Raw genomic sequence first — 21,692 nt, forward strand, 5'->3', positions numbered from 1 at the left:
GCTTGGTTGTCGGAAGCGAGAAAGCGCCCCCAATGTGATCACCGCCGACGCCGCCATCACGCGCTGCATCGTTTCCCCGGCCCGGCCACGCTATCGGCGACGGTTCCGTGACGCGGCTCGCGGACAAGGTTTTGGAAACGAATTGGGCGCGGCGCCTAAATTCTGAGCGCTCGTCGCCCTGATTGCGTCAGAAACTGGCGATTTGGGGTGACGGGAGGATGGTGGCGCGCGGGGCGCCCCTTGTCTTAGGCTGCGAGATTCCTACCACCCCCGCCCTGGAGCCCGCGCGATGCCGCCTCTCGTCATGAAGATCGCGCCCTGGGTGCTGCTGGTGATGTCCAACGTCTTCATGACCTACGCCTGGTATGGTCACCTGAAGGGCAAGCCGTTGGCGCTGCCCGTGGCGATCTTGTCCAGCTGGTTGATCGCGCTTCCTGAGTACATTCTGGCCGTTCCAGCCAATCGAATCGGGCATAGCGTATATTCGACAGCTCAGTTGAAGGTCGGACAGGAGCTCATAACCTTGATGGTCTTCATCCTGTTCTCGTATTTCTATCTCGGCGAAACGATAAAGTGGTCAACGATTGCCGGCTTCGCCCTGATCGTCTCCGGCGTGGCGGTCGTTTTCTTTTTCCGGTAAAGCTTCTTCGCGATCACGAGGCCGTGATCACGGAACCGACTCCCCGGTCTGGGCGTACACCGCTCGAACCGAGAGGAACTCGACCATGAACACCAAGCGTCTTCTGACCGCCGCCGCGGCTATCGCCCTGCTGGCCGGCGCCGCCCACGCCCAAGACATGACCGCCCAAGGCGCCAATGGGGCGCCCGCGGCGCAGGCGCCGGCCGCGGCCGCTTCGCCCGTCGTGGCCAAGGGCGACCTGATCGACACCGCCACGGCCTCGGGCCAGTTCACCACCTTCTTGAAGGCCGTTGGGGCGGTGAACCTGACCAGCGTTCTGAAAACCAACCAGAACCTGACCCTGTTCGCCCCGACCGACGCGGCCTTCGCGGCTCTGCCGGCCGGCGAGCTGGACAAGCTGATGCTGCCCGAGAACGGGCCGATGCTGCAGAAAGTGCTGACCTATCACCTGATCAACGCCAAGGTGGACTCCACCAAGATCATTGGCGCCAAGGGTGAAGTGAAGAGCGTCGAAGGCTCGTCGCTGTTGCTGGACGGCTCTGGGACGACCCCGATGGTCGACGGCGCGACGATCACCCAGACCGACGTGATGGCCAGCAACGGCGTGCTGCACGTCGTCGACAAGGTCCTGATCCCGAAGGACGTCCCGGGCCTGCAAGCCTCGGCGGCGCCGGCCGCGACCGACGCTGGCGCGACCATGGACGTGGCCGCCAACGCGCAGATGGCCCCGGCCGCTCCGGCCGAGCAGACCATGCCGGCCGATCCGATGACGCCATCGGCCCAGACCACGACCATGCCGTCTTCCACGACCGACATGGCCGCCGACCCGGCCGCCTCGCCGACGGCCACGTCGGCCGGCGTGAACACCTCGGGCGTGGTCCCGATGTCGTCGCAGTCGCCCGAGGCCCAGGCCTCGCTGAAGGCGGGCGACGCCAACGTCGTCTCCAACCCGCCGGTGGCCGACACCCCGGAAAACCGCGCCAAGTACGGCAAGCCGATGTCCAACGCCGGCAAGCGCACCGCGCCGAAGGGCAACTAAGGCCTTTACGGCCTCGGACATCGCTTGAAGCAGCAGTCGGCGGGCCCTATGGTCCGCCGACTTTTTTCTAGGCCTGCTTCGATTGATGTCGCGCGAAAAACCCAAGTCCTTCCAAAGCCTGATCCTGACGCTCCATGACTATTGGAGCCGGCAGGGCTGTATCATCCTGCAGCCGCATGACGTGGAAGTGGGGGCGGGGACCCTGCACCCGGCCACGGTGCTGCGCGCCCTTGGCCCCAAGCCCTGGAACGCGGCCTATGTGCAGCCCTCGCGCCGCCCGGGCGACGGCCGCTATGGCGAGAACCCCAACCGCCTGCAGCACTATTACCAGTACCAGGTGATCCTGAAGCCGAACCCCGAGAACATGCAGGATCTGTACCTGGGTTCGCTGGAGGCGATCGGCCTCGACTTGCGCACCCACGACATCCGCTTCGTCGAGGACGACTGGGAAAATCCGACCGTCGGCGCCTGGGGCCTGGGCTGGGAAGTCTGGTGCGACGGCATGGAAGTGTCGCAGTACACCTACTTCCAGCAGGTGGGCGGCCTGGACGTCTCGCCGGTGGCCGGCGAGCTGACCTACGGCCTGGAACGCCTGGCCATGTACGTGTTCGGCGTCGACAACGTCTATGACCTGCCGTTCAACGATCCCGACTCGCCGTTGGGCGCGACGACCTATGGCGACGTGTTCCTGGAGAACGAGCGCCAGCAGTCGGAGGCCAACTTCCACGGCTATGACGTCGCCGTGCTCAAGCAGCAGTTCGAGCAGATGGAAGAGCAGGTGCCGCTGATGCTGGCCCGCTCGTACCACAACAAGGCCCTGGTCCTGCCCGCCTACGACATGGTCCTCAAGGCCAGCCACCTCTTCAACCTGATGAACGCCCGCGGCGCGATCGCCGTCGCCGAGCGCGCCAGCTACATCGGCCGCATCCGCGACCTTTGTAAGATGTGCGCCAGCGCCTGGGTCGATCAGCAGGAAGCCGCGTAAGTTAGATGCCCCAACTTCTCCTCGAACTGTTCTCGGAAGAGATCCCCGCCCGCATGCAGGCCCAGGCCGCCAAGGACCTGGAGCGCATGGCGCGCGAGCACCTGGCCGCCGCCGGCTTCCTGCCCGAGGCCCTGAAGACCTTCGCCGGCCCGCGCCGCCTGACCCTGGTGGCCGAAGGCCTGCCGCTGGCCCAGGCCGACCGCAAGGAAGAGCTGAAGGGCCCGCGCGTCGGCGCCCCGCCGCAAGCCATGGAAGGCTTCCTGCGCAAGGCCGGCCTGACCCAGGACCAGCTGGTCGAGCGCGACGGCGTCTACATGGCCTTCATCGAGAAGAAGGGCCGCCCGACGCCGGAGATCATCGCCGAGATGGTCGAGGCCATCGTCCGCGGCTTCCCGTGGCCCAAATCGATGATCTGGGGGACCAAGAAGCTGCGCTGGGTGCGTCCGCTGAAGCGGATCCTGTGCGTGCTGGACCGCGAGGTCGTGCCGTTCGCCATCGAGGGCATCCCGAGCGGCGACGTCACCGAAGGCCACCGCTTCATGGGCGAGGCCAAGCCGTTCACGGCCAAGGACTTCGACGAATACGCGGCGGGCCTGGAGGCCCACTACGTCGTGCTCGACGTCGAAGAGCGCAAGGAACGTATCCTCGAAGGCTGCAAGACCCTGTGCTTCGCCCGTCATCTCGAATTGGTCGAAGACCAAGGACTTCTAGAGGAAGTCGCCGGTCTGGCCGAATGGCCGACGCCGGTGCTGGGCGACATGGACCCGGTGTTCCTCAGCCTGCCGCCCGAGGTGATCCGCACCTCGATGCGCACGCACCAGAAGTACTTCGCTGTCCGCAAGGCCGGCGAATCGGGCCTGGCTCCGCACTTCATCACCATCGCCAACATCCAGGCGGCCGACGGCGGCGCGGTGATCGCGGCCGGCAACGCCAAGGTGCTGTCGTCGCGCCTGTCCGACGCCCGCTTCTTCTGGGACGAGGATGTCAAGGTCGGCTTCGAGCCGTGGCTCGAGAAGCTGAACGGCGTCACCTTCCACGCCAAGCTGGGCACCATGGCCCAGCGCGTCGAGCGCATCGTCGCCCTGGCCGGTGAGATCGCCCCGCTGGTCGGCGCGGACGTCGCCAAGACCAAGGAAGCCGCGCGCCTGGCCAAGGCCGACCTCGCCTCGCAGATGGTTGGGGAGTTCCCGGAACTGCAAGGGATCATGGGCGGCTACTATGCCCGCCAGTTCGGCCTGGACGCCGAGGTCGCCGCCGCGATCGAAGGCCACTACAAGCCGCAAGGCCCCTCGGACGCCGTGCCGACCGCGCCGGTGAGCATCGCCGTGGCCTTGGCGGACAAGCTGGACACGCTGGTCGGGTTCTTCGCGATCGATGAGAAGCCGACGGGGTCGAAGGATCCCTATGCGCTGCGTCGCGCGGCGCTGGGCGTGATCCGGATCATCCTGGAGAACAACCTGCGCCTGTCGCTGGCCAAGTTCGGCAAGGACGACCTGATCGCCTTCTTAGCCGACCGCCTGAAGGTCAGCCTGCGTGACCAGGGCAAGCGTCACGATCTCGTCGACGCCGTCTTCGCCCCCATCAACGGGAAGGTCGACGACGATCTGGCGCGCATCGTCGCGCGGGTCGAGGCGCTCGACGGGTTCCTGAAGACCGACGACGGCAAGAGCCTGATGGCCGGCTACAAGCGCGCCTCCAACATCCTCAAGGCCGAGGAGAAGAAGGGCGCTCTGCCGGTCGGGGCGCCTGAGGAGCCGGCCGCCGACAGCGACGCCGAGGTGGGCCTGTACAACGCCCTGCGCCTGCTGGCCAAGCCGCTGAAGGACGCCCTGGACGCCGAGGACTTCACCGGCGCCATGACCCAGCTGGCCGAACTGCGCGGCCCGGTCGACGCCTATTTGGACGGCGTCTTCGTCAACGAGCCCGAGCACCGCGACAACCGCCTCAAGACCCTGGCCGCGGTGCGCGACGCCATGGGGCAGGTGGCGGACTTCAGCCTGATCGCGGGCTGATCTCCCAGAGAGCTCAAACGGAAACGGCGGCCTTTCGGGCCGCCGTTCTTGTTTCTAAGCCACCGCCGCGTCGAACTCCGCCTTCCAGCCGGCGAACTCGGCGCGGTCGTCCTGGTCCCACGGGTGGAAACCCGGGCGGTACCAGGCGAAGTAGGTCTTCCAGCCGCGACGGAACAGGCCCGGGTTGCCCCATACGAACGCGTTGACCGCCTTCAGCGCCGCCTTGGGCGTGTAGCCGTCGGCTTCCAGAAGGCGGGCGGCGTAGCGGCGGATGTTGCGGGTGAACATGATGGTCACGAAGAACATCGCCCGGCAGCGCATGAAATAGCGGCGGCGCGCCGACCAGTCCTTGGTCGCGACCATGAAGACATCATAGGCGACCGCCTTGTGCTCGGTCTCCTCCATGGCGTGCCAGCGCCACAGCTTCTCGACCTCGGGCGCGCTCTGGTCGAACAGGTCCTGATGGCGCACGTGCATCTCGGCCATCATCGCCGTGAAGTGCTCCAGGGCGATGGTCGACAGCAGCATGGCCATCTTGCCGCGCTCGCGGGCCATCTTCACGCGGCCCTTCACGGTCTCCTCGATCTCGGCGACAGGATAGCGCGTACGATCGATCAGGCTGTTCAGCTGATGGTGCTCGCGCGAGTGGATGGCTTCCTGGGCGATGAAATTCTTGGCGTCGTCCAGGAGCTTGCCGCTCAGCAGGTGGCGGTAGTTGCGCACCGCGTCCATGAACAGGCGCTCGCCGTCCGGGAAGGTCAGGGACAGGGCGTTGAACACCGCCGTGCCGACGGGATCGCCCCCTAGCCAGTGGCCCTCGCGCGCCGCTTCCAGGTCGAAGCGGATGTCGCGCGGCGTGACGTCGAGGTCGGCCGGGGTGGTTTTGGCTTCGGTCATGGCGTTCCGCGCTCCGCCGGTTTAGGGCTGTCTCAGCCTCTTGATGGGCGCAGAGTGAGTTGTACTGACAAAAATGTCAATAGAGGCGCCGAAGATCGAGGGGGCTCCGAAGACCCGCGTCCGCCGCACGCCCGAGGCCGCGCGCGAGAACATCCTGGCCGCCGCCGAGGCGCTGCTGGTCGATCACGGTCCGCAGGCCATCAAGCTCGCCGACGTGGCCAAGGCCGCCGGGGTGGTCCACGCCAATGTCATCCACCACTTCGGCTCGATATCCGGCGTCGAAACGGCGCTGATGGAGCGGATGATCCGCCAGCTGGCCGACAAGATCATCGCCGGCTTCAACGAGGACGGGGCCGCGCCGGGTTTCGGCGCCCAGGCCCTGTTCGACGCCTTCGAGGCCAAGGGCGCGGCGCGCCTGGCCGCCTGGCTGGAGCTGACCGGCGAGGGGCGGCGGATGACCCTGGTCCGGGCGGTGGTCGACGAGGTGGTTCAGACGCGGCTGGCGCAGGATGTCGGCCTGGCGCGCGAGACGATTGTCGACTTCATCCTGCTGAACATCGTCCTGGCGATCGGGGTTGGACTGTTCGGCCCGACGCTCAGTGAGCTCTTGGGCCGTCCGCCGGAGCGAGCCCGTGAACTGGCGCTGGAAATGGTCCAGGGGCGGATCACCGCCATGGGTCAAAAAACTTAGAGAAGTAAAGCCTAGGCGCGGGCCAGCAGGGCCGGCAGCACTTTCTCGGTCAGGAGCGGCGCCAGGCGCAGGTCGCCCGGCGCGGCCGGATCGATCCAGGCCAGCTCTTCGATCTCGGCCCGCGCGTCGATGTCGCCCTCGACCAAGGCCAGATAGGTCGCCGACCGCACCGTGAACCCGGCCTCGTTGGCGGCCGACGCCGAGAAATGGCCCAGCAACTCGGCGCTGACCAGCCGGCAGCCCAGCTCCTCGTCGAGTTCCCGGGCCAGGGTGGTCAGGTCGTCCTCGCCGTCGTCGCGCTTGCCGCCGGGCTTCATGAAGGTGGTCGTGCCGCGCTTGCGGACCAGCAGCATGCGGCCGCGGTCGTCGCGGATCACGGCGGTGACGATGTCGAGGACGTGGCTCATGCGGGCAGGGTAGCCCCGCCTTCGGATTCGCGCCGCTAGTTCTCCATCGCCGCCAGGATGTGCTCGGCCAGCAGCTTCTCGGAGATGGCGTGGGGCTGCCGGACGCCGAAGTTGGTGGTGGTGATCACCGCCACCAGGTCGAGATCCGGCACGATCGCCACCTTCTGGCCGCCCGAGCCGCTCATCACCCAGGCCTTGTGGCCGGAGAAGGTCTGCAGCCAGATCAGGTAGCCGTAGTCGGTGTTCTCCCGCGCGTTGGCGTGCGGGGTGACCGAGGCCTTGATGAACTCGGCCGGGAGCACCTGCTTGCCGTCCCACTTGCCGCCATTGGCGTAGAGCTGGCCCAGCTTCAGCAGGTCGCGGCTACGTAGGCCCAGACCGCCGCCGCCCATGGCCAGGCCCAGCGGCGACATTTGCCACTTGGGGTTCTCGATGCCCAGCGGCTTGAACAACGCCTCGTCGGCGAAGGCGGGCAGGGGCTTCTTGACCGCGTTCTGGACCACCTGGCCCAGGGTCACGACTCCGGCGGTGCAGTAGCTGAAGCTACGGCCGTGGGGCGAGGCCTCCGGGCGGGGGCTCCAGTCCGGGAAGCCGCGCACCGGCAGGTCCAGGTAGAAACCGACCCAGTCCTCGATCAGGTACATGCGCTCCTCGTTGCCGCGCGAATACTGGTTGTCGTCGTCGCACTCGGCGATGGAGCTCATGGTCAGCAGGTCCTCGACCGTGACCTTGTCCTTGCGCGGATCGGGATTGGCGGCCGGCTTACGGCCCTTCAGGTACGTTTTGATGGGCGCGTCGAGACTGGGCAACGCCCCACTGGCGATCGCCGCGCCGGTCAGCATGGCGGTGACGGTCTTGGTCGCCGAGCGGGTGTTGCGGCGAGCCTCGGCCCCGTCCTGATCGTAGTAGGCCTCGAACACCAGCTTGCCGTGACGGGCGACCAGGACGCTGGTGATCTGCTGGAATTGGCCGGCCTTGATGGCGGCCGACATGGCGTCGAGCTTGGCGGCCGAGACGCCCGCGGCGGCGGGCGTGGCGGCGGGCCAGTCGGCGGCTTGCGCGGCGATCGGGGCGAGAACGAGGGCGGCGGCGAACGCGAAGGCTTTCAAGGCGGGAACTCCAGGGACTGATCTTGGCCGTCTAGGCCGCGCCGCCAGAGCCGTCTTGGACGCTTGCAACAACCGGCCGGCGGCCGCACAGCCGCGCGAACTCGCCCGGCGTGACGCCATAGGCCTTCAGGAACTGGCGATTGAGGTGGCTCTGGTCGCAGAAGCCCGAGGCCAGGGCGATTTCGCCGATCGGGTCGCGGCCGCGCATCAACAGGTCGGCGGCGCGCTCCAGCCGCCGGGTGCGCAGGCGGTCACCTGGCGCTGCCCCCAGCCAGCGACGATAGCCGCGCGCCAGATGGACCGGATGCACGCCGGCGATCCGCGCCAGGTCGGCGACGTTGATCGGCTGGTCGAACGTATCGGCCAGATAGGTCTCGGCGCGATCCAGCCAGGAGGGGCGCTTGTCGCTGTCGGCGGTCGGCGACAGGGCCTGGGCGGCGAGTTCCAGGCTCATGCCTTCCAGCGACAGGGTCTCGGCGTCGCGGGCCAGCAGCGAGCGTGTCAGGCGCAGGGCCGCGCGGCGGGCAGGCGGGCCGGTCAGCCGCAGAGCGTCGATCGCGGCGCCCCGTCCGGCGTCGGCCAGGGCGCGCCAGTCCGCGGGGGCGAAGCTCACGGCCAGGAAAAAGCCGCCGCCATCGACGAAGCGATCACGGTGCACGACGCCGGGTGGGTTGTAGACCAACACAGGCCCTTCCGTTTCGGGACCCGCGGCGGTGGTGATGTAGCGGCCATGGGTGGCCAGCACGAAGTGGGCGTCGTCGTGACTGTGCTCGTCGACATGCTCGGCGCGGTTGGTGGCCTCCAGGTGCGCGAGCCGCACGCCCGGCAGTTGGCGCTCGACGGTCGGCGCGCCGTAGAACCGGCCTTGGCTGAAGGCGGTCCTCGGCGTGGCCATTCTAGCCCAGCTTCTCGGCGGCCCAGGGCGCGAAATAGGTGATGATCCCCGCCGCGCCGGCTCGCTTGAAGGCGGTCAGGCTTTCGAGGATGGCGCGGTCGTGGTCGATCCAGCCGTTCTGGGCGGCGGCCATGATCATCGCGTACTCGCCCGACACCTGGAAGGCGTAGGTGGGCATGCGGAACTCGTCGACTAGGCGGCGCAGGATGTCGAGGTACGGCATGCCCGGCTTGACCATGACCATGTCGGCGCCCTCGGCGATGTCGAGCGCGACCTCGCGGATGGCTTCCTCGGTGTTGGCCGGGTCCATTTGATAGGTCTTCTTGTCACCCTGACCGCCGGCGAGTTTCGCCGAGCCGATGGCGTCGCGGTACGGGCCGTAGAAGGCCGAGGCGTACTTGGCGGCATAGGACATGATCATCGTGTCCTGGAAGTTCGCGCCCTCCAGGGCCGCGCGCAGAGCGCCGATCCGGCCGTCCATCATGTCGGACGGCGCCAGGATGTCGGCGCCGGCCTCGGCTTGCATCAGCCCCTGTTCGATCAGACGCTCGATGGTCGGGTCGTTGAGGATCCTGCCGCCCTCGATCACGCCGTCATGGCCGTGGTCGGTAAAGGGGTCCAGCGCCACGTCGCACATGATCCCGACCTCGGGGGCCGCGTCCTTCATGGCCTTGACGGCGCGTGGGATGACGCCATCGGGATCGGCGGCGATCGAGCCGGTCGCGTCCTTCCGCGCCCCGTCGATGTGCGGGAAGATGGCGATGGCCGGGATACCCAGGTCGCGGGCGCGGACGGCGGCCTTGGCGGCTTCCTTGACCGACAGGCGCTCGACGCCCGGCATCGAGGCGACGGGGATTGTCCCTTCGCCTTCGTGCACCACCATCGACCAGATCAGGTCGGAGGGACGGACCTCGGTCTCGCGGACGAGGCGGCGGGTCCAGTCGGCCTGGCGCACGCGGCGCAGGCGGGTGGCGGGATAGGGGGCGAGGGGCGGAACGGTCATGCGCTTGGTTTCGCGCGAGCGAACGCGCGAGGCAAGACAGGAGGGCCCCTTGGCGCCTCCTTAAGTGCGAAGTTTAGGGCGCCGCGCGCGAGGCCAGCACCGACGAGCCGTCGATGCGGGTCCACATCTGCGACTTGCACAGGAAGTTGCCGATCACGCAGCCCTTGGCGCGCATGGTGCGGGTATCGACGATGTCCGCCGAGCCGACCAGCGTGACCTTCAGCGTCGGGACCCAGACGCGGCCCTTCAACGAGCCGTCGCGCTGAGCTTCGAAGTCACGCAGCAGTTGCTTGCCGATCAGGGTGTCCGTGCCCGACTTGCGCGCGTCGGCCTCGGCCTTGGCGCTGGCCCACACGACGACGCCGCAGGTGCTGGGGCCACAGTCCTTGATCTCCAGATGGACGGAGTTCTTGGGATTGCGCCACACGCCGTACGAGCGCGAAATATCGCCGCCATCAGCCGCGTGGGCCGGAGCGGACACCGCGGCCATTCCAAGGGCCACCGTCAGGGCGGCCAGTGCAAGTTTCAAGAAACGCATAGTCGTCGATGCAAATATTATGATTGAGAACGCCCAGACTCGAAGCTGGCATTTGGGCCGAAAGATGATGGTTATCAAGGGGGCGTGACGCCTCACCCGATTCACACCGTGTAACGGAGGATTTCAGGTCACACTCCGAGGCCGCCGCGACACGCGTTGACAGCCGGTCCATGGCGCGGCACGTCAGCGTCCAATTAGGTGAGGGCGGTTCTGCCCCGAACGGGAGGAAGTGCGCATGGATTTCGCGCTGAACGAAGATCAAGTCGCAATCCAGAATGCCGCCCGCGCGTTCGCCGAAGGACAGCTTGCCCCGTTCTCCGCCGAGTGGGACGAGAAGAAGCATTTCCCCGTCGAGACGCTGCGCCAAGCCGCCGAGCTGGGCTTCGCCGGCATCTATGTGAACGAGGATGTCGGCGGTTCGGGCCTGTCGCGCCTGGACGCCTCGATCATCTTCGAGGCCCTGAGCTACGGCGATGTGCCGACGGCCGCGTATCTGACCATCCACAACATGGCCTCGTGGATGATCGACCGTTTCGGCTCCGACGAGTTGCGCCAGCGCTATCTGCCGCGCCTGACGACGATGCAGCTGATCGCCAGCTATTGCCTGACCGAACCGGGCTCGGGCTCGGACGCGGCCAACATGCGCACGACCGCCAAGCTGGATGGCGACCACTATGTCCTGAACGGCGGCAAGGCCTTCATCTCGGGCGGCGGCGTGTCGGACGTCTATGTCGTCATGGCCCGCACGGGCGGCGAGGGGGCCAAGGGCGTCTCGGCCTTCGTGGTCGAGAAGGGCGTGGAGGGCCTCGGCTTCGGGGCCAACGAGCGCAAGATGGGCTGGAACGCCCAGCCGACCGCCCAGGTGAACTTCGACAACTGCCGGGTGCCGGTCGAGAACCGCATCGGCCAGGAGGGCGAAGGCTTCCGCTTCGCCATGATGGGCCTGGACGGCGGGCGGCTGAACATCGCCTCGTGCTCGCTGGGCGGGGCGCGGTTCGCCCTCGACACGGCCAAGGCCTACATGGAGACGCGCAACCAGTTCGGCAAAGCCCTGAAGGACTTCCAGGCGCTGCAGTTCAAGCTGGCCGACATGGCCACCGAGCTGGAGGCCGCCCGCCTGATGGTGCGCCGCGCCGCCCACGCCTTGGACAACAAGCATCCCGAGGCCACCAAGCTGTGCGCCATGGCCAAGCGTTTCGCCACCGATGCCGGCTTCCAGGTGGCCAATGACGCCTTGCAGCTGCATGGCGGCTACGGCTACCTCCAGGACTATCCGCTGGAACGCATCGTGCGCGACCTGCGGGTGCACCAGATCCTGGAAGGGACCAACGAAATCATGCGCGTCATCATCGCCCGCGAGATGTTCCGCCAGTGAGCGTCCGATGATCTACCTCTGCCGCCACGGCCAGACCTTCCACAATCGCGAAGGCCGCATGCAGGGCCAGACCGAGTCGGACCTGACCCCGCTGGGCCGCGCCCAGGCCGCGGCGATGGGCGAGCTGCTAGCCTCGCTGATCGAGACGCCCGCCGACTGGCGCATCGTCGCCAGCCCGCTGCGCCGGGCGCGCGACACGGCCGAGACGATCGGCGCGCGCCTGGGTCTGCCGGTCGCGTTCGAGGATCGCCTGCTGGAGATCAGCGTCGGCGACTGGTCCAATCGCCTGCGCGACGAGGTCAAGCGCGAGACCCCCGCGCTGCAAGGCGATCCGGAATGGGCCTTCAAGTCGCCGAACGGCGAGACCTATGAAGCCATCATGGGCCGGGTCTCCGGCTGGCTGGCCGAGCAGGCCGCGGAGCCCGAGCGCAGGTTGATCGTGGTCAGCCACGGCATCGCCGGCTGGATGCTGCGCGGAGCCTATGGCGGCCTGTCGCGGGCGCAGGTGATCGCCCAGGACACGCCCCAGGACGCCATCTTCCGCCTCAGCGGCGGCCAGGTCGACCGCCTCAACTGCGCGCCCGTCGCCGAGCCCGCCTAGGATCTCCATGACCGACGAACCCGAAGTCCTGATCCGCGTCGAGAAGAACGTCGGCCGCATCACCCTCAACCGTCCCAAGGCGCTTCACGCCCTGACCCAGGGCATGTGCGAGACCATGATCGGCGCATTGCTCGACTGGCAGGAGGATCCCGAGATCTACATGGTCATGATCGACCATGCGGGCGAGCGGGGCTTCTGCGCCGGCGGCGACATCCGCATGCTGGCCGACAGCGGGGCCAAGGACGGCGTCGAGGCGCGGGCCTTCTTCCACACCGAGTACCAGCTGAACCATCTGCTGTTCACCTACGACACGCCCGTCGTCGCGGTGATGGACGGCATCGTCATGGGCGGCGGCGTCGGTATCTCGATGCCGGCCCACGTGCGGATCGCCACCGAACGCACGACGTTCGCCATGCCCGAGACCGGCATCGGCCTGTTCCCGGACGTCGGCGGCGGCTGGTATCTGCCGCGCCTGCCCGGCAAGGCGGGGCTGTGGCTGGCCCTGACCGGCGCGCGGATCAAGGGCGCGGACTGCATGCGTCTGGGCATCGCCACCCACTTCGTCGAGTTCGGCGCCATCGCGGGGCTGAAGAAGGCCATCGTCGCCGACCCGCGCCGCATCGACGAGATCCTGAAGACGTACCGCGCCGACGCCGGCAAGGCCGCGCTGCTGGGCTTCGAGCAGGATCTGAACCGCCTGTTCGTCGGCGAGACCGTCGAGGAGATCGTCGAATTCCTGACCCTCGACTCCTCCGATTGGGGCAAGGCCCAGCTGGCGGTGCTGAAGACCAAGTCGCCCCAGACCCTGAAGGTCGCCTTCGAGCAGCTGAAGCGTGGCGAGGCGATGACCGACTTCGCCGACAACATGGCCATGGAGTACCGGATCGGCGCGCGCGTGGTGATGAAGCACGACTTCATCGAGGGCGTTCGGGCGGTGATCCTCGATAAGGACAACACGCCGAAGTGGGATCCGGCGACCCTCGAGGGTGTCACGGACGCCATGCTCGACGAGATTTTCGCGCCGCTTCCGGCCGGCGAAGAATGGATGCCGCTGACGTGACGGCTAGCTTAGTCTAACGTTGCCTCAACCAAGAACACGTCGGTTCGGAAGGATTGCCATGCGTAAGCCGCTTCTCAGTCTCATCGCTGTGCTAGGCCTCGCCGCCTGCGCCACGCAACCGATGCTGGGTCCGCCGCCTCCGCCGCCTCCGGGCCCCGTCGCCGCCAGCATCCCGCCGAACATCGCCGCCGCCCTGAGCGATCCTTCGCGTCCGGCCGCCGACATGGTGCGTGACAACGAGCGACGTCCGGGCGACGTACTAGCCTTCGCCGGCGTGCGCCAGGGCGCCAAGGTCGCCGATCTGATTCCCGGCGGGGGCTACTTCACCCGCATTCTTTCGAAGGCCGTCGGCCCCCGCGGGAAGGTCTATGCCTACGTGCCGGACGAACTGACCAAACTGGCCAATCGCGAGCCGGCGGTGAACGCCATCGCCCGCGATCCCGAATATTCCAACGTGGCGGTGATCCTGAACACGCTACCCAGCTTCTCGGCGCCCGAGAAACTGGATCTGGTGTTCACCGCCCTGAACTATCACGACATGCACGACAAGTTCATGGGGCCGGCCGACCTGTCGGTCGTGAATCGCCAGATCTTCCGCTCGCTGAAGCCGGGCGGCGTCTACATGGTCATCGACCACTCGGCCGAGCCAGGCACGGGCCTGCGCCACACCGAAGACCTGCACCGCATCGACGCCTCGGTGGTCCGGGCCGAGGTCACGGCCGCCGGCTTCATCTTCGAAGGCGAGAGCAAGGTCCTGCGCCGCTCGGCCGACAGCCGCAAGGCCAATGTCTACGACCCCTCGATCCGCGGCAAGACCGACCAGTTCGTCTACAAGTTCCGCAAGCCATCCACGGCGCGGTAAGGCGGAAAGCGCTTGTAATTCAAACGATAAGAACCGCGCCCATGAGGCGCGGTTCGCATTTGCAGGGAGCTCCACAATGACGCGCATCGCCTTCATCGGCCTGGGCAACATGGGCGGCGGCATGGCCGCCAACCAGGCCAGGGCCCAGCATCAGGTCCGCGCCTTCGACCTGTCGGCGGCGGCGGTCGGACGGGCGGTGGAGGCCGGCTGCCACGCGGCGGCGTCCGTAGCCGAGGCGGTGGCAGACGCCGAGGTGGTGATCACCATGCTGCCGGCGGGGCCCCACGTCCGCGCGGTGTATGGCGAGCAGGTCTTTGTCCACGCGCCGAAGTCGGCCCTGCTGATCGATTGCTCGACCATCGACGTGGAAAGCGCCCGCGTCGTGGCCAAGCAGGCGGCCGAGGCCGGCTTCCGTTTCGCCGACGCGCCGGTGTCGGGGGGGATCATGGCCGCCGAGGCCGGGACCCTGGCCTTCATGGTCGGCTGCGGTGACGCCGACTTCGCGGCCGTCGAGGCGGCGCTGACCCCGATGTCGCGCGTGACGATCCACGCCGGCGACCACGGGGCGGGGCAGGCGGCCAAGATCTGTAACAACATGCTGCTGGGCGTCTCGATGCTGGGGACGTGCGAGGCCTTCGCCCTGGCCGAAAAGCTGGGCCTGGCCGCCGACCGTTTCTTCGAGATCGCCAGCAAGTCCTCGGGTCAGTGCTGGTCGGTGACCAGCTATTGCCCGGTGCCGGATGTCGGACCGCAGACTCCGGCCGACCGGCGCTACGAAGGTGGCTTCGCCACCGCCATGATGTTGAAGGACCTGAAGCTGGCCCAGGACGCGGCGGCCAAGGCGGGCGCTTCGACGCCGATGGGCGCCCAGGCCGAGGCGCTGTACGCGCTGTTCGACGGTAACGGTTTCGGGGGCAAGGACTTTTCCGCCGTGATCCAAATGTTGCGCGGCAGGCTGGCGGAGCTCAACTGAATCATCCAAGACCGCGTGTCCATCGGGGTGTCGATAGGCGTGCTCTATGCGTCCAATCGCGCAATTCTATTTGCTAGGTAAACGCCCTTAGATGGACACTAAGGGCGCTTGGTGCGAAAAGCCGAGCCTGGAATAAGGGGACCGGCGGGCGATTGTCCGGCCGGTTTGGAAGATCGACATGGACTATAAAGCCGCGTTCCGCAGCGCCGTCGACCAGATCCGCGAAGAAGGCCGGTACCGAGTCTTCGCCGACCTGAAGCGTCAACGCGGCCAGTTCCCACGCGCCACCTGGACCCGCCAGGACGGCTCGGAACGCGAAGTCGTGGTCTGGTGCAGCAACGACTATCTAGGCCAAGGCCAGAACCCCGTCGTCATGGACGCCATGAAGGCCGCCGTCGACGCCCACGGTTCGGGCTCGGGCGGCACCCGCAACATTTCCGGCACCAACCATGACCACGTGCTGCTGGAGGCCGAGCTGGCCGACCTGCACGGCAAGGAAGGCGCCCTGCTGTTCACCTCGGGCTATGTCTCGAACGAGGCGAGCCTGTCGGTCGTGCAGAAGATCCTGCCCGGCCTGATCATCTTCTCGGACGAACTGAACCACGCCTCGATGATCGCCGGCATTCGCAACGGCGGTGGTCCGCGCAAGGTGTTCCGCCACAACGACCTGGCCCACCTCGAGGAACTGCTGGCCGCGGCTCCGGCCGATGCGCCCAAGCTGGTCGCCTTCGAGAGTGTCTATTCGATGGACGGCGACATCGCCGACATCCGCGCCACGGCCGCCCTGGCCAAGAAGTACGGCGCCATGACCTATCTGGACGAAGTCCACGCGGTCGGCATGTACGGCCCGCGTGGCGGCGGCGTCGCCGAGCGCGAAGGCCTGATGGACCAGATCGACATCATCGAAGGCACGCTGGGCAAGGCGTTCGGCGTCATGGGCGGCTACATCACCGGCGACGCCGAGGTGATCGACGCCATCCGCCTGATGGCCTCGGGCTTCATTTTCACGACCTCGCTGCCGCCCGCGCTGGTGGCCGGCGCCCTGGCCAGCGTCCGTTGGCTGAAGCAGCATCCGGAAGTGCGCGAGATCCACCAGGAGCGCGCCGCGACCTTGAAGGCCATGTTCAAGGCCGCCGGCCTGCCGGTCATGGAAAACGAGAGCCATATCGTGCCGGTGCTGGTCGGCGATCCGATCCACACCAAGATGATCAGCGACATGCTGCTGGCCGACCACGGCGTCTATGTGCAGCCGATCAACTATCCGACCGTGCCGCGCGGCACCGAGCGCCTGCGCTTCACCCCCACGCCGTTCCACACCGACGACATGATGCGCAAGCTGGTCACGGCGATGGAAAAGCTGTGGGCCCACTGCAATGTCGCCCGCATGGGCGGTCACGCGGCGTAGAGCCTGTCCATTTCGGATATCGTCCGAAATGGATAAACAGGCTCTATCCCGAACATTTTGAACGTGGCCTTCGCCACATTCAGAGGAACAGACGCACCTTCAACTTCGACAGAATCGCACATCGTCGAAACGAAAAACGCCGCCGGAGTCCGGCGGCGTTCGCGTGTCTCGAAATCCGGATGCGACTAGCTGCCGCGCCGCACGCCCTTGCCCAGGCCGATCTTCTTGGCGAAGTCAGAACGACGGGCCGCATAGGCCGGCGCCACCATCGGATAGTCCGGCGGCAGGCCCCATTTGCGGCGGTATTCCTCGGGGCTCATGTCGTAGTGCGAGCGCAGGTAGCGCTTCAGCATCTTCAGCTTCTTCCCGTCTTCCAGGCAGACGATGAAGTCGTGCTGCACCGAGCGGCCCACCGGCACGGCCGGCTTGGCCTTCTCGATCGGACGCGGGGCCTCGCCGCCGTTGTTCAGCGAAGACAAGGCCTCGTGAACAGTGCGGATGAGGTCCGGTATGGCCGTCTGGGATACCGTGTTCTGGCCGACATAGGCCGCCACGATCTCGGCGCTGAGCCCCAGGATGTCGACGTCGTTCGTGCTCGTCGTGTCCGTGCCGCCGCCCTGAGACGCCATGAGATACCCCACTACTGTTGTTGCAGATGTTCTTTCGCGGGCGGTGGACGCCGCCCCGCGCGACTGCAACGCGCAGCTAAGCATGTGGTTCCGAGATTGATCGCCGCGCCCATCCCGTTAAAGAGGGCGCCTCTGCTGACTCCCCGTAACGCCTGGAGAGCGTCATGACCCAAGCCAACACCAGCGCCTTTTTCGGCGCGGACCTCGCCACCGCGGACCGTGACATCTTCGACCGGATCGGTCGCGAGCTGGACCGTCAGCAAAACCAGATCGAACTGATCGCCTCGGAAAACATCGTTTCCAAGGCGGTGCTCGAAGCTCAGGGCTCGATCCTGACCAACAAGTACGCGGAAGGCTATCCCGGCAAGCGTTATTACGGCGGCTGCGAGTTCGTCGACGAGATCGAGACCATCGCGATCGAACGCGCCAAGACGCTGTTCGGCGCCGGTTTCGCCAACGTCCAGCCGCACTCGGGCTCGCAGGCCAACCAGTCGGTGTTCATGTCGCTGCTGCAGCCGGGCGACACCTTCCTAGGGATGGACCTGGCCGCTGGCGGCCACCTGACCCACGGCTCGCCGGCCAATCAGTCGGGCAAGTGGTTCAAGCCGATCAGCTACACCGTCCGTCAGCAGGACCAGTTGATCGACTATGACGGCGTGGCCGAGATCGCTCAGCGCGAGAAGCCCAAGCTGATCATCGCCGGCGGCAGCGCCTATAGCCGCGAGATCGACTTCGCGCGCTTCCGCGAGATCGCCGACTCGATCGGCGCCTATCTGATGGTCGACATGGCCCACTTCGCGGGCCTGGTGGCCGGCGGCGTGTTCCCCAGCCCGATCCCGCACGCCCACGTCGTCACCACCACCACCCACAAGACCTTGCGCGGTCCGCGTGGCGGCATGGTGCTGACCAACGACGAGGCGATCATCAAGAAGGTCAATTCGGCCGTCTTCCCGGGCCTGCAGGGCGGTCCGCTCGAGCATGTCATCGCCGCCAAGGCCGTGGCCTTCGGCGAGGCGCTGCAGCCGTCCTTCCAGGAATACGCCAAGCAGATCATCGCCAACGCCAAGGCGTTGTCGGAGGCCCTGCTGAAGTCGGGCGTCAACATCGTCTCGGGCGGCACCGACAGCCACCTGATGCTGGTCGACCTGCGTCCCAAGGGCGTGACGGGCCGCGACACCGAGCACAGCCTCGAGCGCGCCCACATGACCTGCAACAAGAACGGCGTGCCGTTCGACACCGCGCCGTTCACGATCACCTCGGGCGTCCGCCTGGGCACGCCGGCCGGCACCACGCGCGGCTTCAAGGAAGCCGAGTTCACCCGCGTGGGCGAACTGATCGGCGAGGTCGTCAACGGCCTGGCCGCCAACGGTCCGGAAGGCAATGCCGAGGTCGAAGGCAAGGTGCGCGAGGAAGTGCTGGCCTTGACGGCTCGCTTCCCGATCTACAACTAATATGGCTTAGGCTTCGCGGGAGGGGCCACATCATGCGTTGCCCCTTCTGCGGCCATGCCGAAAGCCAGGTCAAGGATAGCCGCCCGTCGGAAGACGGCGCGGCCATTCGTCGCCGCCGCATGTGCCCCGAATGCGGCGGCCGCTTCACCACCTTCGAACGCGTTCAGCTGCGCGAGCTGATCATTCTGAAGCGTTCGGGTCGCCGTTCGCCGTTCGACCGCGACAAATTGGTCCGTTCGATCGCGCTGGCCACGCAGAAACGTCCGGTCGAGGCCGAGCGTGTCGAACGCATGATCAACGGCATCGTCCGGCAGCTGGAAAGCATGGGCGAGACCGAACTTCCGTCGTCCACGGTGGGCGAAATGGTCATGAAGGCGTTGAAATCGCTCGATGACGTGGCCTATGTCCGCTACGCCTCGGTCTATCGGGATTTCAAGGAAACGAGCGACTTCGCGAAGTTCCTCGGCGAAGAAGGCCTGAGCGACGGCGGCGAAGACGAGCTATAGTTCGTTAATCCCTGATGTGTGCTTTTGGTCGCGCGGCAAGCGCGGCCGTGGAGATTCGAGCTAGATGGTTGAAGACAACATCCGCCTGTTGATCGTGGAGGGCCGAAGCCATTCGGGGATCTCCGACGAACTGCTGCGCGGAGCGACCCAGGCCATCGAGGCTCAGGGCGCCGAGTACGACGTGATCACGGTCTCCAGCGCGCTGCAGATCCCGACCGCCATCGCCCTGGCCGAGGACGCCGGCCACACGCCCGTCGGTGTTCGCTACGACGGCTATGTCGCCCTGGGCGTGGTCATTCGTGGCGAGACCTACCATTTCGAACTGGTCGCCCACGAGACGGCCCGCGGCCTGCAGGATCTGGGCGTCGGCAAGCGCCTGCCGATCGGCTTCGGCGTGCTGGCGGTCGACGACGAGGCCCAGGCCTTCGTTCGCGCCCGGGTCAGCGAAGGCGATCGGGGCGGCGCGGCCGCCAAGGCGTGCCTGGAAACCATCGCCCTGAAGCGTCAACTGCTGGGACAGGCCCGATGAGCGGCAACCGCATCCAACCGCGCTCGGTGGCGCGCCTCGCCGCCGTCCAGGCCCTGTACCAGATGGAGGTCTCGGGCGCGGGCGTCGACGCCGTGGTCCGTGAGTTCAGCGAGCACCGCTTTGACCGCGACGTCGAGGGCGAACGCCTGGCCGCCGCCGACGAAGCCTTCTTCGCCGAGCTGGCCAAGGGCGTGGTGAGCAACCAGGCCAAGGTCGATCAGGGCATCGTCAAGCGTTTGGCCTCGGGCTGGCGTCTGGAACGCCTGGACGCCACGGCCCGCGCCGTGCTGCGCGCCGGGGCCTTCGAATTGATGTATCGGCCGGACGTTCCGACCGAGGTCGTCATCAACGAATACGTCGAGATCGCGAAATCCTTTTTCGAAGGACCCGAGTCAGGCTTCATCAATGGCGCCCTCGACGCGATCGCCCGTGATGCACGAGACTGACGAAGACGACTGGTTCGCCGAAGACGACGCCCCGCCCACGGCGGCGGCGCCGGCGACGGAATTCGACCATATCGAACGGCTTCTGCGTCCGCTGACGCGCGGCGATCCGGTGGCGCTGGACCTTCTGGACGACGCGGCCGTCCTGCCGTCTCGCCCGGGCTATGACCTGGTGATCACCAAGGACGCCATGGTGGCCGGCGTGCACTTCCTGGCCGACGAGGCCCTGGACGTCGTCGCGCGCAAGCTGCTGCGCACCAATCTCTCGGACCTGGCCGCCAAGGCCGCCGAACCCTACGGCTACTTCCTCGCCGTCGGTTGGCCCTCGGGCTCCGACGTCGCCTCGCGCGAGACCTTCGCCCGTGGCCTGGCCGAGGATGGGGCTGCTTTCGACATCTCGCTGCTGGGCGGCGACACCGTCACCACCTCGGGGCCGCTGGTCGTCTCGGCGACCTTGCTGGGCTGGGTTCCGCGGGGCGGGGCCATCCTGCGGCGCGGGGCCAAGCCGGGCGATCGCCTGATGGTCTCGGGCACGATCGGCGACGGCTGGCTGGGCCTGCTGGCCCAGTGGGGCGAGGTCGTGGACGCGGACGGCTCCATGCTGCGTCGTTATCGTCAGCCCGAACCGCGCGTGACCCTGCGCGACGCCATGCGTGTCCACGCCAAGGCCGCCGCCGACGTCTCCGACGGCCTGCTGGCCGACAGCGCCCACATCGCCAAGGCCAGCGGCTGCCGCGTGCGCGTCGACCTGGAGCGCCTGCCGCTGTCGCCGGGCGGCCAGGCCTGGCTGGACCAGCAGCCCGAGCAGGTCGAAGGTCGCATCTCCCTGGCCTCCGGCGGCGACGACTACGAGATCGTCTGCGCCGTCGATCCCAACGAGGCCTGGAACTTCCGCGTGGCCGCCGCCGCCGCGGGCGTGAAGGTCAGCGAGATCGGCGAGTTCGTGGAAGGCGAGGGGGTCAGCGCCTACTACAAGGGCCGCGACGTCACGCCGTCCCGCCTGGGCTGGCTGCACGGCTAAAGCATTTCTCGAAGAGAAATGCGTCCCAATAAAAGGCTAGAGCTCTCGTCCTGACGCAGTCAGGTCGAGCTCTAGTTAGGCTAATCTCAAGGCCTGTCGGTTATGGGAAACACCCATGACCGCACTTGTCACGCTCTCGCGCCGCTTCCTGCTCGCCGCCGCCTGCGCCGTCCTGACGACGCCGGCCCTGGCCAATGAGAAGAAGAAGGAAGGCGAGGAGCAGGCGCTCGATCCCACCTACAAGCTGGGTTCGATGACCATTCCGATCATCGCCAATGGCCGGATCGTCAACTACGTCTTCGTGGCCATGACCCTGAAGCTGACCTCGGGCACCGAGGTCGAATCCTTCAAGGAAAAGGAGCCGGCGCTGCGCGACGCCATCGTCCGCGCGGCCTACAAGACCCCCTTCACCCGCACCGACACCTGGAAGGAAGTCGACGGCCCGCGCCTGACCGGCTTCGTCCTGGGCCAGTGCAACACCTTGTTCGGCAAGGGCAAGGTCGCCTCGGTCGAGATCGTCAAGCAGATCCCTCGCCAGCAGCTGATGCCGCCCAAGGCGAATGTCGCCAAGGCGACCAGCACGGGCCCTCTGAACCCCTGATTCCGCGCGAAAGGCCAAGC

General features: G+C 67.0%; 24 protein-coding genes and 1 pseudogene. 18 read left to right on the forward strand and 7 right to left on the reverse strand.

What is annotated here, in order from left to right:
* The first annotated feature begins 289 nt into the window (after window positions 1-289).
* The 4 genes from ACW173_RS17415 to glyS all read left to right on the forward strand — a co-directional run bounded on the left by ACW173_RS17415 (window position 290) and on the right by glyS (window position 4,676).
* Complete coding sequence (locus ACW173_RS17415) at window positions 290-640, forward strand: DMT family protein (protein ID WP_492081351.1); 351 nt, start codon at window positions 290-292, stop codon at window positions 638-640.
* Window positions 641-725: 85 nt separating this feature from the next.
* A complete protein-coding gene (locus ACW173_RS17420; protein WP_492081352.1) occupies window positions 726-1,679 on the forward strand; it encodes a fasciclin domain-containing protein in 954 nt (317 codons plus the stop codon).
* An 85-nt stretch (window positions 1,680-1,764) separates the two neighbouring features.
* Complete coding sequence (locus ACW173_RS17425; protein WP_492081354.1) at window positions 1,765-2,664, forward strand: glycine--tRNA ligase subunit alpha; 900 nt, start codon at window positions 1,765-1,767, stop codon at window positions 2,662-2,664.
* A 5-nt stretch (window positions 2,665-2,669) separates the two neighbouring features.
* The gene (gene glyS, locus ACW173_RS17430; RefSeq protein WP_492081355.1) at window positions 2,670-4,676 is read left to right on the forward strand and encodes a glycine--tRNA ligase subunit beta; all 2,007 of its coding nucleotides are present in this window, start codon (window positions 2,670-2,672) and stop codon (window positions 4,674-4,676) included.
* Between the two features lie 54 nt (window positions 4,677-4,730).
* Here glyS and ACW173_RS17435 read toward each other — a convergent pair whose 3' ends face one another.
* A complete protein-coding gene (locus ACW173_RS17435; protein WP_492081357.1) occupies window positions 4,731-5,573 on the reverse strand; it encodes a metal-dependent hydrolase in 843 nt (280 codons plus the stop codon).
* A 73-nt stretch (window positions 5,574-5,646) separates the two neighbouring features.
* On the opposite strand from ACW173_RS17435, the gene ACW173_RS17440 reads away from it, so the two are divergent.
* Window positions 5,647-6,264 carry a TetR/AcrR family transcriptional regulator gene (locus tag ACW173_RS17440; protein ID WP_492081358.1) on the forward strand — a complete coding sequence of 206 codons (618 nt, stop codon included), beginning with the start codon at window positions 5,647-5,649 and terminating at the stop codon, window positions 6,262-6,264.
* 11 nt (window positions 6,265-6,275) lie between these two features.
* Here the strand turns inward: ACW173_RS17440 and ACW173_RS17445 are convergent, their stop codons facing one another.
* From ACW173_RS17445 to ACW173_RS17465, 5 genes are all read right to left on the reverse strand, one after another.
* On the reverse strand, window positions 6,276-6,671 hold the full coding sequence (locus ACW173_RS17445; protein ID WP_492081359.1) for an NUDIX hydrolase: 396 nt from the start codon (window positions 6,669-6,671) through the stop codon (window positions 6,276-6,278).
* 35 nt (window positions 6,672-6,706) lie between these two features.
* Entirely contained in the window at window positions 6,707-7,780 is a 1,074-nt protein-coding gene (locus ACW173_RS17450) for a serine hydrolase domain-containing protein (protein ID WP_492081360.1), read from the reverse strand.
* A 31-nt stretch (window positions 7,781-7,811) separates the two neighbouring features.
* Entirely contained in the window at window positions 7,812-8,675 is an 864-nt protein-coding gene (locus ACW173_RS17455; protein ID WP_492081361.1) for a helix-turn-helix transcriptional regulator, read from the reverse strand.
* Between the two features lies 1 nt (window position 8,676).
* A complete protein-coding gene (gene hemB, locus ACW173_RS17460; protein ID WP_492081362.1) occupies window positions 8,677-9,678 on the reverse strand; it encodes a porphobilinogen synthase in 1,002 nt (333 codons plus the stop codon).
* Between the two features lie 73 nt (window positions 9,679-9,751).
* Window positions 9,752-10,216 (reverse strand): DUF2147 domain-containing protein, encoded by a 465-nt coding sequence (locus ACW173_RS17465; RefSeq protein WP_492081363.1) that lies wholly within the window; start codon window positions 10,214-10,216, stop codon window positions 9,752-9,754.
* A gap of 67 nt (window positions 10,217-10,283) precedes the next feature.
* On the opposite strand from ACW173_RS17465, the pseudogene ACW173_RS17470 reads away from it, so the two are divergent.
* From ACW173_RS17470 to hemA, 7 genes and pseudogenes are all read left to right on the forward strand, one after another.
* A pseudogene (locus tag ACW173_RS17470) lies at window positions 10,284-10,352 on the forward strand (hypothetical protein); the annotation flags it as partial.
* 93 nt (window positions 10,353-10,445) lie between these two features.
* Window positions 10,446-11,591, forward strand: a complete 1,146-nt coding sequence (locus tag ACW173_RS17475; protein ID WP_492081364.1) for an isobutyryl-CoA dehydrogenase — start codon at window positions 10,446-10,448, stop codon at window positions 11,589-11,591.
* Between the two features lie 7 nt (window positions 11,592-11,598).
* Window positions 11,599-12,192 (forward strand): histidine phosphatase family protein, encoded by a 594-nt coding sequence (locus ACW173_RS17480; RefSeq protein ID WP_492081365.1) that lies wholly within the window; start codon window positions 11,599-11,601, stop codon window positions 12,190-12,192.
* A gap of 7 nt (window positions 12,193-12,199) precedes the next feature.
* The gene (locus ACW173_RS17485) at window positions 12,200-13,252 is read left to right on the forward strand and encodes an enoyl-CoA hydratase/isomerase family protein (protein WP_492081366.1); all 1,053 of its coding nucleotides are present in this window, start codon (window positions 12,200-12,202) and stop codon (window positions 13,250-13,252) included.
* A gap of 58 nt (window positions 13,253-13,310) precedes the next feature.
* Window positions 13,311-14,114, forward strand: coding sequence for a class I SAM-dependent methyltransferase (locus tag ACW173_RS17490; RefSeq protein WP_492081367.1), 804 nt, complete (start codon window positions 13,311-13,313; stop codon window positions 14,112-14,114).
* A 76-nt stretch (window positions 14,115-14,190) separates the two neighbouring features.
* Entirely contained in the window at window positions 14,191-15,087 is an 897-nt protein-coding gene (gene mmsB, locus ACW173_RS17495) for a 3-hydroxyisobutyrate dehydrogenase (RefSeq protein WP_492081368.1), read from the forward strand.
* A gap of 178 nt (window positions 15,088-15,265) precedes the next feature.
* A complete protein-coding gene (gene hemA, locus ACW173_RS17500) occupies window positions 15,266-16,492 on the forward strand; it encodes a 5-aminolevulinate synthase (protein WP_492081369.1) in 1,227 nt (408 codons plus the stop codon).
* Between the two features lie 185 nt (window positions 16,493-16,677).
* Here the strand turns inward: hemA and ACW173_RS17505 are convergent, their stop codons facing one another.
* Window positions 16,678-17,121: a Ros/MucR family transcriptional regulator gene (locus ACW173_RS17505; RefSeq protein WP_492081370.1), complete on the reverse strand. Its 444-nt coding sequence runs from the start codon at window positions 17,119-17,121 to the stop codon at window positions 16,678-16,680.
* A 164-nt stretch (window positions 17,122-17,285) separates the two neighbouring features.
* Here ACW173_RS17505 and glyA point away from each other — a divergent pair, with 164 nt between their 5' ends.
* From glyA to ACW173_RS17535, 6 genes are all read left to right on the forward strand, one after another.
* Window positions 17,286-18,572 carry a serine hydroxymethyltransferase gene (gene glyA, locus ACW173_RS17510; RefSeq protein ID WP_492081371.1) on the forward strand — a complete coding sequence of 429 codons (1,287 nt, stop codon included), beginning with the start codon at window positions 17,286-17,288 and terminating at the stop codon, window positions 18,570-18,572.
* A 32-nt stretch (window positions 18,573-18,604) separates the two neighbouring features.
* The gene (gene nrdR / locus ACW173_RS17515) at window positions 18,605-19,078 is read left to right on the forward strand and encodes a transcriptional regulator NrdR (RefSeq protein ID WP_492081372.1); all 474 of its coding nucleotides are present in this window, start codon (window positions 18,605-18,607) and stop codon (window positions 19,076-19,078) included.
* Window positions 19,079-19,142: 64 nt separating this feature from the next.
* The gene (locus tag ACW173_RS17520; RefSeq protein WP_492081373.1) at window positions 19,143-19,607 is read left to right on the forward strand and encodes a 6,7-dimethyl-8-ribityllumazine synthase; all 465 of its coding nucleotides are present in this window, start codon (window positions 19,143-19,145) and stop codon (window positions 19,605-19,607) included.
* The gene (gene nusB / locus ACW173_RS17525) at window positions 19,604-20,053 is read left to right on the forward strand and encodes a transcription antitermination factor NusB (RefSeq protein ID WP_492081374.1); all 450 of its coding nucleotides are present in this window, start codon (window positions 19,604-19,606) and stop codon (window positions 20,051-20,053) included. Before ACW173_RS17520 ends, nusB begins: the two co-directional genes overlap by 4 nt.
* Window positions 20,013-21,071 carry a thiamine-phosphate kinase gene (gene thiL / locus ACW173_RS17530; RefSeq protein ID WP_492081375.1) on the forward strand — a complete coding sequence of 353 codons (1,059 nt, stop codon included), beginning with the start codon at window positions 20,013-20,015 and terminating at the stop codon, window positions 21,069-21,071. The genes nusB and thiL overlap by 41 nt, the downstream gene beginning before the upstream one ends.
* A gap of 115 nt (window positions 21,072-21,186) precedes the next feature.
* The gene (locus ACW173_RS17535; RefSeq protein ID WP_492081376.1) at window positions 21,187-21,672 is read left to right on the forward strand and encodes a hypothetical protein; all 486 of its coding nucleotides are present in this window, start codon (window positions 21,187-21,189) and stop codon (window positions 21,670-21,672) included.
* The last annotated feature ends 20 nt before the right edge of the window (window positions 21,673-21,692 follow it).

This window comes from Caulobacter sp. ALps2, assembly GCF_058681635.1.